Source organism: Candidatus Nitrotoga arctica (assembly GCF_918378365.1).
Classification (GTDB): Bacteria; Pseudomonadota; Gammaproteobacteria; order Burkholderiales; family Gallionellaceae; genus Nitrotoga; species Nitrotoga arctica.
In genome coordinates, this window is the sequence record NZ_OU912926.1 from 548,168 (window position 1) to 561,931 (window position 13,764).

General features: G+C 51.9%; 8 protein-coding genes. 6 read left to right on the forward strand and 2 right to left on the reverse strand.

What is annotated here, in order from left to right:
• Positions 1 to 736: 736 nt before the first annotated feature.
• The 6 genes from MKZ32_RS02615 to MKZ32_RS02640 all read left to right on the forward strand — a co-directional run bounded on the left by MKZ32_RS02615 (position 737) and on the right by MKZ32_RS02640 (position 10,372).
• Positions 737 to 4,246 (forward strand): molybdopterin-dependent oxidoreductase, encoded by a 3,510-nt coding sequence (locus MKZ32_RS02615; protein WP_239795842.1) that lies wholly within the window; start codon positions 737 to 739, stop codon positions 4,244 to 4,246.
• A gap of 79 nt (positions 4,247 to 4,325) precedes the next feature.
• On the forward strand, positions 4,326 to 5,483 hold the full coding sequence (locus tag MKZ32_RS02620; RefSeq protein ID WP_239795542.1) for a 4Fe-4S dicluster domain-containing protein: 1,158 nt from the start codon (positions 4,326 to 4,328) through the stop codon (positions 5,481 to 5,483).
• Positions 5,484 to 5,490: 7 nt separating this feature from the next.
• Entirely contained in the window at positions 5,491 to 6,612 is a 1,122-nt protein-coding gene (locus tag MKZ32_RS02625) for an ethylbenzene dehydrogenase-related protein (protein WP_239795543.1), read from the forward strand.
• A 67-nt stretch (positions 6,613 to 6,679) separates the two neighbouring features.
• Positions 6,680 to 7,420, forward strand: coding sequence for a TorD/DmsD family molecular chaperone (locus MKZ32_RS02630; RefSeq protein WP_239795544.1), 741 nt, complete (start codon positions 6,680 to 6,682; stop codon positions 7,418 to 7,420).
• 477 nt (positions 7,421 to 7,897) lie between these two features.
• The gene (locus MKZ32_RS02635; protein WP_239795843.1) at positions 7,898 to 8,782 is read left to right on the forward strand and encodes a PLP-dependent cysteine synthase family protein; all 885 of its coding nucleotides are present in this window, start codon (positions 7,898 to 7,900) and stop codon (positions 8,780 to 8,782) included.
• A gap of 264 nt (positions 8,783 to 9,046) precedes the next feature.
• Positions 9,047 to 10,372 carry a four-carbon acid sugar kinase family protein gene (locus MKZ32_RS02640; RefSeq protein WP_239795844.1) on the forward strand — a complete coding sequence of 442 codons (1,326 nt, stop codon included), beginning with the start codon at positions 9,047 to 9,049 and terminating at the stop codon, positions 10,370 to 10,372.
• A gap of 330 nt (positions 10,373 to 10,702) precedes the next feature.
• On the opposite strand, the gene MKZ32_RS02645 is transcribed toward MKZ32_RS02640, so the two are convergent.
• Together MKZ32_RS02645 and MKZ32_RS02650 are read right to left on the reverse strand one after the other, a co-directional pair.
• Positions 10,703 to 12,133 (reverse strand): eCIS core domain-containing protein, encoded by a 1,431-nt coding sequence (locus tag MKZ32_RS02645; protein WP_239795845.1) that lies wholly within the window; start codon positions 12,131 to 12,133, stop codon positions 10,703 to 10,705.
• A 113-nt stretch (positions 12,134 to 12,246) separates the two neighbouring features.
• Complete coding sequence (locus tag MKZ32_RS02650; RefSeq protein ID WP_239795846.1) at positions 12,247 to 13,503, reverse strand: putative Na+/H+ antiporter; 1,257 nt, start codon at positions 13,501 to 13,503, stop codon at positions 12,247 to 12,249.
• Positions 13,504 to 13,764: the final 261 nt, after the last annotated feature.

Here is a 13,764-nt window from a genome sequence, read left to right on the forward strand (position 1 = left end):
GTTACTGGGCCTACCGAAGTACAAAAAGCACCCATCCTGAAGTTTTAGAAATCCCGACACTTCCGCATTTGTATTCCATCCTGTATTGCTTTTTTGCAATTTGTTCAGTCATGAGAATATTGCGCTTGATAATCATTACAGCGCGCTATTTTATAGCCTACCTATACAAAGGTCGATGAGTCAACATGAACGCAACTACGTGTAGGGCAATAGCAATGATGCAAATTTCGATAGAATCGTCGAGAGACAGTGTAGTGATGAACAAGTTCAAATTTGTGGTATGAGATCTCCAACATTCTTGCTTATGATGCTTCTCACTTTTCTGCGGGTGATGGTTTACTGGTTAGAAATTTATAGGTAGATCTTTGCTAAGAAGGCAATGAGGATCAGCTATGTATGAGTTATGAAATGGGCACAATATTTATTTTTTTATATGTCAGGAGCTATACATACAAACCGAAATAGCACGCTCATACTATTTCGGCGTTGGGATTTATCTATAACGTATTTATTTAAATTTGAAGAGATAGCAATTTTATAATTTACGCGATGTTTTTTTCAATTTTGAATCTTAATCTAAGAACTTCTTGACTATGCAGCTCAGCAAAATCAGCAGAACTAAATCAGCCAACTTACTGCATTGGGAACAGGCATTAATCGTTGTTGATGAATGCAACCCATTTTTCAACAAAAAGTTAAGAACTAATTTAATTTAAATTAACATAGGGGTGACTAAATGATGGAAATCAAGAACAACATAGGCAGGCGCAGCTTTTTAAAGCTGTCTGCCACCGCCGGACTCGCTGTAATGGCCAATAACGCCTTTGCAGCATCACCATTTCTGAAGCCGTATGTCGTTGACAACCCTCTGAAGTCCTACCCGAATAGAGACTGGGAGAAGGTTTACCGGGACATGTTCCATGTTGACAGCGAATTTATATTTCTGTGTGCGCCGAATGACACGCACAACTGCCTGCTCAAGGCCCACGTAAAGAATGACGTAGTCATCCGCATCTCGCCGTCGTACGGCTACGGAGATGCCGAAGATATGGATGGAAACCGTGCCAGTCACCGCTGGGAGCCGCGGATCTGTAACAAGGGCATGGTCATGAACAGAAAGGCCTATTCTGACAGACGGCCCAAAGGCGCGATGGTCAGAACCGGCTTCAAGGCCTGGGCAGAAGCGGGTTATCCGCGGACGGGCGCAAACGGCTTCCCGGATCAAAAATATCTGCAACGTGGCAAAGAACCCTTCATCAAACTGCCCTGGACCGAGGCTTACGCGTTGGCCGCTGGCGCATTGGAGAACATCGCCCGGACCTATTCCGGTGACAAAGGCGCTGCGTTACTGACGCGCCAAGGCTATGACCCGGAGATGATTGCGTCGATGCACGGCTGCGGCTGTAAGACCATGAAATTCCGGGCCGGGATGGCCGCCTTGGGGGTGTTACGAATCTATTCGATCAAGCGGTTTTCGCAAGGATTGGCCCTGCTGGACGCCTATGTCAGAAATATCGGACCCGACGAAGCGAGTGGCGCCAAAGTATTGGACAGCTATTCCTGGCATACCGATCTGGCGCCCGGATGTCCTATGGTTTCCGGTCACCAACAGTTGGATTATGAGTTCATGGTCTATGAGCACGCCAAGCTGATTGTCTTCTGGGGAAACAACTTCGTCTGTACCAAGATGCCGGACCTTCATTGGGTCAGTGAAGCGCGGCTCAAAGGCTGCCATATCGTCGACATCTCCATCGACTACCACGCGACCGCGAACAAGGCGGATGACGTCATTATTCTTCGGCCCGGTACGGATCCGGCGCTGGGTCTGGGGGTGTGTCATCTGCTCATCAAGAATAATCAGTATGACGAAAATTATCTGAGAGCCAATACGGACATGCCGCTGTTGATCAGAACGGATAACTGGAAAAACCTGAAGGCCTCGGACATTTTTGCGGACTACAAGCTGGCCGAACTGACGCACCATCTCAAGGTGATGAAGCCCGGGGAAGAACCGACGCAACCGGTGGCGTTCCAAGCCACGGCCTTTGTTTCAGAAGAAATCCGCAAGTTCTGGGGCGACAATGTAGTCTGGGATAAGAAGACCAACAAAGCCGTACCGCTGACCCGGGATGAATGCGGCGCACGCTATGCGGCGAAGGGCATCGACTCGGCCTTGACCGGCGATTATGAAGTGACCCTGGTCGACGGCAAGAAGATCAAGGTTACGACGGTATTCCAGTTGCACAAAGAATACCTGGAGGAATACACGGCCGAGAACACCTCGATCATGACCGGCGTTCCAATGGAAGCCATCGTTGACCTGGCCAACCTGTTCCACAAGCACCGAGGGCAAGCAATCATCAGCACCGGTGCGGGAACCAATCACTACTTCAATTCGACCCTGAAGGATCGTGGCTTCCTGCTGCTATCGGCACTTACAGATATCATTGGCCATATTGGCGGATGTACGTTTGGTAACTACGTGGGTAACTACAGACAGTCCGTCTTTGGCGGGTTTGGTCAGTACCTTCTGGAAGATCCGTTCAATCCTGAACTGGATGGCCGTAAGATGGTCACCAAAATGGCTCACTATACCGATGACGAATCTGCCCATTACTACAACTATGGCGATCGGCCCTTAAGGAACGGAACCCGGTTGCTGACGGATCCTGGTCATATGCCGGCACCGACCAAGGTTCTGTGGCAAGCGAACTCCAACTCCTCACTGGGCAATGCCAAAGGTCACTACGACATGGTCGTCAATACCCTGCCGAGATGGGAAGCGATATTTTACAGTGACTGGAACTGGACTGCCTCTTGTGAATATTCCGACATCGTCTGGGGTGTGGACTCGTGGTTGGAAAACAAGCATACCGACATGGCCTGCTCCTGCTCCAACCCGTTCCTGACCGTTTCCCCGATCACCCCGCTGAGGCGGTTCCAGGATACCGTAGGCGATGCCGAAGTGCCTGCCGGAATCTTCAGAGCCTTTACCGCGCTGACCGGTGATCAACGGTTTGCCGACTACTTCAAGTTTGTGGGCACCAACCCTGCCGGCAATCCGGCGGATCGGGATTCCGAAGTTTATGGTCAACGGGTTCTCAACGCCGGCTCCGCCACCCGCGGGATGGTTTTTGCTGAGATCCGGGAAAAAGCCAAGCGAGGCGTTCCGACCATCTTCATGGCCAGAACCTATCCGAGAATCAGCGGCTGGGAACAAACGGCTGAAGGCGGCGGCTTGCCTTGGTACACCAAGAGCGGTCGGTTGGAATTTTACATGGATGACCCGCGGTTGATTGATGGCGGCGAGAATCTCACCGTCTATCGCACCCCGATTGATTCAAGCCACTACGAGCCGAATGTCATCGTCGGTAACAGCCGCGCGTTTGCATTGATGGAAACCCCCGAGATGCGTGGTCTGGAAAGAATGGGCAACAGCCTTAAAATTGCCGAAAACCGGCAAGGGCGGAACGTCATCCTGACGACCAAAGAACTGATGGCGACCACCCATCCGCTGCGGCCGCACGGCTATGAGTTCTGCTTCAATTCGCCCAAGTACCGGCACGGCGCTCACACCACCCCGATTGATACGGACTTGATGACCCTGTGGTGGGGACCGTTTGGCGACATCTACCGTCATGACAAGCGTCAACCGTCCGTGGGTGAAGGATTCGTGGACGTTAACCCGCTCGACGCCAAGCGCTTCGGTATCGATGAAGGCGACTATATCTGGGTGGATGCGGATCCCGGCGACCGTCCTTACAAAGGCTGGAAAGAAGGCACACCGGAATATGCCCTGGCCCGGTTCATGGTCAGATGCAGATACTTCCCCGGTATGTCGCAAGGTTCCATGCGGATGTATTACAACGCCTATGCCGCCACGTATGGCAGTATGGAAGGTGCGCGGACCCGGGCGGATGGATTGGCGAAGAGCCCAAGGACCAACTATCAGGCCATGTTCCGCTCCGGAAACCATCAAAGCTGCACCCGCGCGTGGATCAACCCGACCGGTACCACTGACACCGTGGCCAACAAGAAGGTCTTTGGACAGGAAATTATTATCGGGATGCAGAATGACGTCCACTGCGCCAATGGTTCTCCCAAGGAATCGTATGTGAAGATCGAGCTGGCTGAAAAAGGCGGCGTCAACGGGGGTGTTTGGCATATTGCCGCTAAAGGCTACCGGCCGACCTATGAGAGCCTTCAAATGAAGACTTATCTCCAGGGCGGGTTTACAAGCAGATAATTACGGGTGTGCAGCCGCCGCCCTGAAGCAGGGCGGCGTTCTTGAAATTGTGAAATAATTTTGTAAATGGAGATCTACAATGGCAAAAGTTAGAAATTGGCAACTGGGCAGGGAAATGGATTACCCCTACGAAGAAAACAGGCCAGGTCGGCAAGTATCCATGTTATTCGACTTGAATAAATGTATCGCCTGTCAGTCTTGTACCATGGCGTGCAAAACGACCTGGACGGCTGGTAAAGGCCAGGAAACGATATTCTGGAATAACGTGGAATCGAAGCCTTATGGATTCTATCCGCTTGCTTGGGATGTGAAGGTTTTGGCCCTCCTGGGAGAACAGGCGCAACCCTGGTCAGGCAACAAATACAACGGCACGACGATCTTTGAAGACCTGGGCATGAATCAACGGATCAAGGGTTATCTGCCCGATGAAATGGACTATGCGCATCCGAACCTTGGGGAAGATGAGTGCCTTAAAATCCTGGATGGTGAAGGGGATTATATCAAGGGTCCGACGCATAAGAACTGGGGTTTCTTCTTCCCGCGGATATGTAACCACTGTACCTTCCCCGGTTGTTTGGCAGCGTGCCCGAGAAAGGCGATCTACAAGCGGCAAGAAGATGGGATCGTTTTGATTGATGCGTCCCGCTGCAGAGGATACAGAGAATGCGTTGCAGCTTGTCCTTACAAAAAGTCGTTCTACAATGACACCACACGGACCGGTGAAAAGTGCATATCGTGCTATCCGAAAGTAGAGGCTGGGTTGATGACGCAATGCGTTACTCAATGCATCGGAAAGATCCGTCTCTTTGGTTTCAAGTCAGCCGATTACGATAAGATCACCAGCAAGCAAGTCCGGGAAAACAACCCGATCGATTTCCTGGTGCACGTGAGGAAGATTGCACTGCCGATCTATCCCCAGTTCGGTACCGAGCCAAACAACATGTACTTGCCGCCTGTCCATGTTAACCCTGATTTCCTGGCCCAAGTATTTGGCCCCGGCGTTGAGAACTCCATCAAGCAATACCGGAATGCTGGCAAGGACAAGGAGCTTCTAGCCGCGTTGTTACTCTTTGGAACGACCGAACGGATCTGCGACACGTTCAAGCTTGAGGGTAATGAGACGGTTGGTTATGATCCACAAGGAAAAGAGATTATCCGGGTTCCCTTGACTGAACCTGTTTATATCAGGCAGGTCAAGAACTTGAAGACCGGCGCATTTCTTACCAATAACTCATAAGGGGCGGATGATGAAAAAACTATTAATAGCCGCGTCACTTCTGATGATCCCGGTTGCGACTCCTGCTTTTGGGAGTGATGCTGCGCACGGGCCAGCGCACGATTTGGCGATTCCAATTATTGCGGTTGATAATCCTGGCCAGTATGGGGGCCACGCGTTTCATGGTTCCTTCAAAAGGCTCCCACCCGTTCGTCTGGATGGGGGGGAAACGTATAATGAGGGCGTCATCAAGTCCAAAGCAGTCAAGGGAGAAATCCCGATGGACCCGTTGAACCGGACCTGGCATCAGGAAGATCCAGTCAGGGAAACCTCTTATAATCAGTACAATCAGAGCTGGGAGCACGCCCCGGCCACGATCTGGAGTGATGCTTCGGCCACTGAAGTTCCCATGGGGCCGCAGAACCTGGTGATGCCGGGTTTGGTCGTGGCTTCCGTGCCGCTGGTGAAGATCAAGTCTATCCATAATGACAAGGATATTGCCTTCTTGTTAACGTGGTATGACTCAACCAAGTCTGAAACAGAAGTAATGGAAGACAAGTTCTCTGATGCGATCGCCATTATGTTCCCGGTGAATGCGGGATCGGAGCCCTCCTTCATGATGGGTGACGAAGAGAATCCTGTTCACATTGTTTACTGGAAGGCCGCCTGGGAAAGAGATATCGAGTTTGGATATCAAGACGTCAGAGATGCTTACCCCAATTACAACTATGATATGTATCCGGAAGTGATCCCGGCAATTGGTCAAACAATTGATACCCCTATCAGACGTTATAATGAAGGTCAAAGGCAATATTTGGCGGCCTTTAAGCTCAGAAATCTCAGCAGAGTTGACCCTGAGAGGTTAACACCGGTGGAAGAGCTTAATGCTGTTGGCTTCGGAACATTGACGCGGCAGGCCACCAATAATGCAACCGGCAATGGCGTCAGACGGTTTGGCTACTGGTCGGTTGTCATCAAACGTCCTTTAAACTCCGGTGATGTTCAGGACTCCGTGCTTAAGCCTGGATCCAAGACCATGATGGCGATCGCTGCCTGGGATGGCAAAAATCACAATAATGGCGCTGGCGGCAACAGGGGGCCACGCAAGAACTATTCAAACGGAGGCTGGATACCGCTTGAAATTGAATAGTCGTAATTGATTGACATGAGGGGGGCGGCGTTAAAACGCCGCCCCACTTTTTATTTAAGGGGATAGAATGTTAACGACGAAATCGGAAACAGAGTTGGCCCTCGCGAGGGCAGATGTTTACAGGTTTTTATCAATGGCCTTTGTCTATCCAGACAAAGATAGACTCGCCACGTTGCACGAACTTGCCTCCGATATGGATAGTTCAATCAGCCTGCTTCCTTATGATATGAAGGAAGAGTACCAGGCCTTTACCAGTCTGATCGAGACCGTCGACGTGACCGCGCTCCAGCCGGATTTTACCGAGATGTTTTTAACCCGTATGTTTTGCCCGTCGAGTGAAACCACCTATGGGAAAAACAGTTTCAACCAGCCGAATATTCTGGGCGACATCAGTGGCTTCTATAAAGCCTTTGGCTTTGTCATGAAAGACGATGCCGGGGTTTCATTTGATCAGATAACCGTCGAGCTTGAGTTCATGAGCTTTCTGGAATTAAAGATCGCCTATGCCCTGGATCAGGCGATGGAAGAGAATATCGATATCTGCCTGTCGGCGGAAAGAAGGTTCCTTGAGCAGCATATCGGGAAATGGACGGGCGTGTTCGGTGAAAATCTGGCGGCGAGAGCGAATGAAGCCTATTACCGAAACCTGGGCCTGTTGTTATCAAAATTCATGGGGTCGGAACTTAAATTCTTTGGCATTGAAGTGGACAGCAGAATAAAAGAATTGCCCAAATCGGATTATGAGGGGCCGGTGGATTGTCCTCAACAGACCGGCACCGAAATGGATGAACCTTTGCCTCTTCATTAGAGGGGTTATTGTTAATGTGATGAGCGCCAGAAAGCCTGTCTCAATGGCGAGCCATTCTTATCGAATAGTTGGGTAGAAGTCGAGGGATTGATTCGAGAAACGTTAGTCCAGAACAGGCTCTTAATCGGCTTGAACCGGAAGGCGAATTGCAGATCAGCCATGAGACGATCTATCCGCCTGTTTACGCGGACAACCGTGAGAATCGCGTTATGTGTTGGCGGGGCATGAAAGCATCGCATTAAGCGAAAATAGGTGCGGGAGGTTTGATGCTTACAGACCAGATGCTTCCATATACTATATAATTTTAAGTTGCCATCATTTCCGCCACCGACTATCAGATTCGAGGGCAGGCTGCGATGGGAACCCAGCGATTTTTCAGGATTTTTGCCCTGTGTAATGAAAAATTTTTACTAATTGGATTTCCACCTATGCGGGAATGACGGATTCTATGTTCTCAACTTTTGAGTGAATTTCATCATGCAAACTATTTTAGATGCTATCGGCTCAACCCCACTAATTCAGATTGAAGGGATCTGGGTTAAGTTGGAATTTCTTAATCCGTCTGGATCCATCAAGGCGCGTATTGCAAAATACATGATAGAGCGTGCCGAAAATGAAGGCTTGCTAAAACCGGGCGACACGATCGTGGAAGCGAGTAGCGGCAATACTGGTAACGCGATGAGTATGGTGGCCGCTGTCAAAGGCTACAAGATGTTGGTGTTAATGCCCAATGGATTGAGCCGTGAACGCACCGCGATCTCGCGTGCTTATGGTGCTGAAGTACGCATCATCGGTGATTTTCATGTTACGGATGCGCTGGCCGAAGTTAGAAAGTTGGGTAATCTGCCCGGTTATTTTGCCCCGCAACAATTCGATAATGAATGGAATGTAGACGAGAACCGCGAGTGGTTAGGGCCAGAAATTCTGGCCCAACTCCCTGCGGGCGTGCTGCCTGATGCGGTTGTCGGTGGTGTTGGTACCGGCGGCACAATTATCGGTGTAGGTCAGGCGTTCAAGGCAGTTAACACGGCGTGCAAGGTTGTCGCGCTTGAACCCAGTGAGTCATGCACGATACTGTGTGGCGAGATCGGGAAACACCTGATTGAGGGAATCGCTGACGGGTTTGTACCCGGTATTATTCAACGCCACCGTGCGCTGTTGGATGAAGTCATTGCGGTCGAATCCGTAGAGGCTGTGCAGGAGATGCGCCGCCTGGCGCGGGAACATGGCCTTTTCGTCGGACCATCATCCGGCGCACACATGATTGCTGCGAAGAAATTACGCGAGCAGCATAAGATCGAACATGTCGTTACATTCTTTTGCGACAAGGGTGAGAAGTACATCAATGACTATTGGCTATGACAGTACGTGGAATGAAATCTCACGAGCTGAACTGGAAACTTCCGGCGGAACCACAATAAAGAATTTATCGGCGCGCTGACCAAGGATGTGAAAGGATTTGATCTTTTCATGCGCTTTACCTGAATTCTGCGCCCCGCGTCAGGCTGACACGATGGATATCGACGAAAAATGCTCTCACAAATTGTGAAGATTTAACCGATATCGAGATTAATGGACAATCTGGAATGAACACTCCCGCCAGTATTTAGAAAGGGCAGAGTCAGAATGATTGAAACCAAGATTATCGTGCTCGACGATGGTCCTACCGGCTCGCAGACGGTGCATTCCTGCCTGCTGCTAACTCGTTGGGATCAGGACACGCTGCATGCCGCGTTGCTGGATGACGCGCCGCTCTTTTTTGTCCTCACCAACACTCGTGGCATGGATGCGCTGCGTGCCGCCACGGTTACGCGCGAAGTGTGCCGCAACCTCAAGCTGACCTTGACCAGCCTGGCCGCGCAAGGGCTGCATTTCAATCCGATTTTCATCAGCCGTCTCGACTCCACGCTACGCGGTCATTACCCGGTGGAAACCGATGTAATGAGCGAAGAATTGGGCGGTGCTACAGGTTTCGACGCGCACTTCCTGATTCCGGCCTTCTTTGAAGGCGGGCGTTTCACTCGCGACAGCATCCACTATCTGATAGCCGATGGTATGGCCATACCGGTACACCAGACCGAATTCGCGCGCGACTCGGTGTTCGGCTATTCCACCAGCTACCTGCCCGATTATGTCGAGGAAAAAACCGCCGGTCGCATCAAGGCGAATCAGGTCGAGCGTTTTCTGCTCGCCCAAATACGCGGTGACGTCTCGGCGCGCCTGATGGGACTGCACGACAACGTGTGCTGTGTAGTGGATGCGGAAACTCAGGCCGATTTGAACCACTTTGCCGCGCAACTGAAGGCTGCCGCCGCCAGCGGCAAGCGCTTCCTGTTTCGCTCTGCCGCCAGCCTGTTCGCCGCACTGGCGCAACTACCGCCTCAGCCTGTGGCTGCCAGCGCCATGCGCCAGTACGTGCGCAACGGTAAACCCGGTGCGGTGATCGTCGGCTCGCACGTCAAGAAGACCACGGCGCAACTAAATAAGCTGTTGAAAGAACCGGGCATCATTGCCATCGAGGTGGACGTGGATCATATCGCCACGGAACGCTCAGCCCTATTGCAGGAAGTATTGCATCAAGCCGCACTTGCCCACGCTGCCGGTACAACACCAGTGATATATACCAGCCGCGCAGAACGCGGTTTTGCCGACCAAGCCGCGCGTTTGGCATTTGGTGAACAAGTTTCTGCGTTTCTGATGGACGTGGTACGCGGCCTGCCGACCACACTGGGCTTTCTCATCAGCAAAGGCGGCATCACTTCGAACGACGTGCTGTCCGTTGGGCTTGCGCTCAAGGTTTCGCGGGTACTCGGGCAGATTTTGCCGGGCTGCACAGTGATGCGCTGTCCGTCCGATCACCCGCGCTATGCCGAGATGTTGGTGGTGATTTTCCCCGGCAATGTCGGTGACGATGATGCACTGGCCGCGGCTTACCGCCGTTTGACTGGGTAGGATAACCGTGTATGGGCTCTTCCTCATTTGCAAACATTTCGTTTTTTGGCTTGTGGGTTCGACTGTTCAGGCTTGTTAGCCGTTTTGCGTGAATTCTGGCAAGCTTGCAGAAAAAATCAGACTGCTTCGAGCATCGTTAGTAATTTCGCCCTGCCCTGAACGCTTCATTCGCGTGGCTAATCAGGAAACCTTGATAAGAGCACCTCTAAATTCATCACCACTCGCCCCCTGAGGCATCAGTTATGGACAGAACTTTGAGATAACACGTCCATCACCCTGCTACCCAATCTTTTCATGCTGTGTGTTTCATTCTATCCAGGATGAGCGAGTCTATATGTCTGGGCGATCGATGGTGACCACCACGCTGTTGCGGGATTTGTCGGGCTGGCCGATCGTTTCGAAGCGATGCCAGCTTACGCCCGTTTGGTCTTTCGCCAGAAGAATCACCTGATCACGCAACTCAAATGCCCATTTATCCGCCAAGCGCGCATTCTCGTCTGCCGTCTTTCCGAGGCTGGCAAAACCTTCTACAAACGCCGAGGCGGTCGGATTTTTCTTGAGGTCTTTCACAATAGCGGCCAAGTCCGCAGCAGCCGTTTTCGGCAGGGTATTGGAACTGGCCATAAAGCCATTGATGGTGTAGCTTGCCACACGGACGCGTGGCACACGGCGGGCGTTCGACACAATGCCCTTATCGCGGGATTTATCCAAAACAAGGAAATGAGTCCCCCGATCTTCGATCTCCCTGAAGAAGGGCGGCTTTCCTTTGCCGGGGTCGATGGACACCGAAAAAGTATTGCGGCGGGCGCCGGGCTGCCCCAGTTCACCCTCGATAGCGTTCTCCGCATCCAGTGCCCTGCTATGCGCTTCGCCAAAGGCAAACTGCCACGCATACTCCTTTACTTGCGGATCATGGCCAGCATAGTTTTCGACAATCTCGTGTGCCATTTTCGCCACGCCGGCACCGGGTACATCCCGTTCCAATGCCACCATCTGGTCGATGCGAATCTCTTGCACCGGATTATCATCGAGTGCTTGTGAACTGCCAGGAAACGATCCAAAGCTTACGCGAGGCTGGTCTTGTCCAAGATGGATCTCGGCATCCCGTTTGGAGTCGCTCATAATGGTGGCCAGCTGGCCGGCCAGCACGAATGACTGCGGCTTGAGCTTTGAAGCCGTGATCGTAACCTCGTGGGTCTTCGGGTCATGCTGTAGGGTAAAGCCGCTGGCCGGTTCGAGCAGGTACAGGGCGGCCTGGATATCTTTCTTGCTACCTGTGACCAACAGCCGACGCTGGATCATGGGTGCGACGCTGCCATTATCCTGCTGTACGACGTGTGCCAGTTCGTGTGCCAGCAACTGCCTACCTGCGCCGGTGTGCGGCGCATACTGTCCCGCGCCGAGCACCATGTTATTTCCGAGCGTATAGGCCTGGGCCCCCAGGGCTTGCGCGGAGCGGGCTGCGCGCGCATCTGTATGCACGCGCACGCGGCTGAAATCATGCCCGAAACGCGGTTCAAAATAAGAGCGTAGCTCATCGGGAAGCGCTGCGCCGCTAGCAGGGGTAGTCCCGGCTGCCGGCTGCGTCAGGGGTCCAGACAGGCGTGTGACCCGCTCGGCCAGGCGCTCGGCCTCCTGCTCGTGCAGGTCGCCGGGAGAACTAACGGCCAGTTTTGCCACAGGGACAAGTCTGGAATTTACCGGTTGTTGATTTTCTTTTGGCGCAAAGGTATGCATTCCCATTTTCCTTTTTCGATACAAGCAAAAATTCAGGGCCAATCAAGCAACATTAAATCCGCGCAGTATTTACTGGTCTTCCACATCACTTGGCATAGCACGGCAGCAGCGCGAGGGTATTTTTTACCTCTGAATTTCTATAACAGAAAAAATAACGCCGCAATAGCAGTCGGCGGCAGCGCGCCTAGCAGCAAGCCAACAGCCCCAATCGATTCGTCGTTAAAGCCACGTCTGAGTAGTGCCACTCCGGCTGGATTAGGCGCATTGGCAATCACGGTCAACCCTCCTCCGGCAACTGCCCCCGCAACCAGCATATACTTTGCTTGATCTGAGATCCCGGCAATCAACGAGCCTAGATAAGTGAGCGCCGCATTGTCTGTAATAGCGGTCAGCCCGAGGGCACCAAAAAATAAGGCCGTCGGGCCGAGACTGGAGACGATGGGTTGCAGCCACCATTGCTGCATACCGCCTAAAACTACCAATCCAGCCAGAAAAAAACCGACTAGCAAGCCCTCCTTGAGAATCAGTGGGTTTTGATATCGTTCATAGGCTTGCGTATATCCGAGAAATAATAGGAATAATCCCAAAAATAGCACAGGATGATGGGCCAAGGTGACTACAGCGGCCAAAAACATCAAGTGGATTACGCTGACCAGCAAGGGAACTTGGGGCGCGGGATTGTCAATTATGGATAGAGTCTCTTTGTGAATATGCGAGCGCAGCAAGAATGTAATTCCGGTTGCATTGATCAGCACGGAAAGGCCAGACTTCCAGCCAAAAGTTGACGCCATGAATGCAGTATCCCAGTTCCATGCCGAAGCAACCATGAGTACCGGTGGTGCAGCATATGAGGTCAGCGTGCCACCAATTGAAACATTAACAAACAGCACGCCCAATGCTCCATATTTAAGCCATTCTGGAATCCCTTGCCGGAAAATCTGTGGTGCCAGCATTAATGAGGCCAGTGTCATAGCAGCAGGTTCGGTAATCAGCGAACCCATCAATGGCACCGCAGCCAAGCCCAGCCAAGCTAACGCCAGGTTAGTACGTACCGGTGTCAGGCGTGCCACTAACACGAGCAAGTGCCTGACGATCTCCAGTATTGGCCGTGAGGCGGCTACCACCATCACGACAAACACGAACAGAGGCTCCGTATACTGGCGTGACTCAGCGTAAGCAATGGCTTCCGTTCTACCTGACACCAGCGCCATCACGACAATCAAAACGAATGCCCAAAATCCGAAAACCACCTCGACTTCGCCTAACAGATGAAATAGGCCTGCATGTCGAGGGTAACGGTAGGCGAGACTTTCTAATGATTTTGCGGCAAATGTATGTAACAACGCGCAGGCAAAAAGTCCTGCCCCAATTGCTTGCATGGTATTAATTTCCATGTCGATATCTTTCGTTCATTGTCGATTGTGCGTGCATCATAAAGCACCCGGACTTGTTATTGGCCGTCCTGCTGTTCCCGTGAGGGGAAAGTTGAGGTGTCGGAAGAGAATGATCAAGGGCAATGACCAGGACAATCTCTTCATAATGCTAGTGGTAACTGGATAAGCTGACCATCTCATGCCGATAGTGTGGAGGCAAGCGCACCACCTTTATGCCTTGGCAAATGGGCGGGAAGCGGGATTTCCAAACGGTCTTGAGTC

Excerpts from the sequence above, each read along its gene's own strand:
- MKZ32_RS02615 (WP_239795842.1), top strand. The coding sequence starts at position 737 with ATGATGGAAATCAAGAACAACATAGGCAGGCGCAGCTTTTTAAAGCTG.
- MKZ32_RS02620 (WP_239795542.1), top strand. The coding sequence starts at position 4,326 with ATGGCAAAAGTTAGAAATTGGCAACTGGGCAGGGAAATGGATTACCCC.
- MKZ32_RS02625 (WP_239795543.1), top strand. The coding sequence starts at position 5,491 with ATGATGAAAAAACTATTAATAGCCGCGTCACTTCTGATGATCCCGGTT.
- MKZ32_RS02630 (WP_239795544.1), top strand. The coding sequence starts at position 6,680 with ATGTTAACGACGAAATCGGAAACAGAGTTGGCCCTCGCGAGGGCAGAT.
- MKZ32_RS02635 (WP_239795843.1), top strand. The coding sequence starts at position 7,898 with ATGCAAACTATTTTAGATGCTATCGGCTCAACCCCACTAATTCAGATT.
- MKZ32_RS02640 (WP_239795844.1), top strand. The coding sequence starts at position 9,047 with ATGATTGAAACCAAGATTATCGTGCTCGACGATGGTCCTACCGGCTCG.
- MKZ32_RS02650 (WP_239795846.1), bottom strand. The coding sequence starts at position 13,503 with ATGGAAATTAATACCATGCAAGCAATTGGGGCAGGACTTTTTGCCTGC.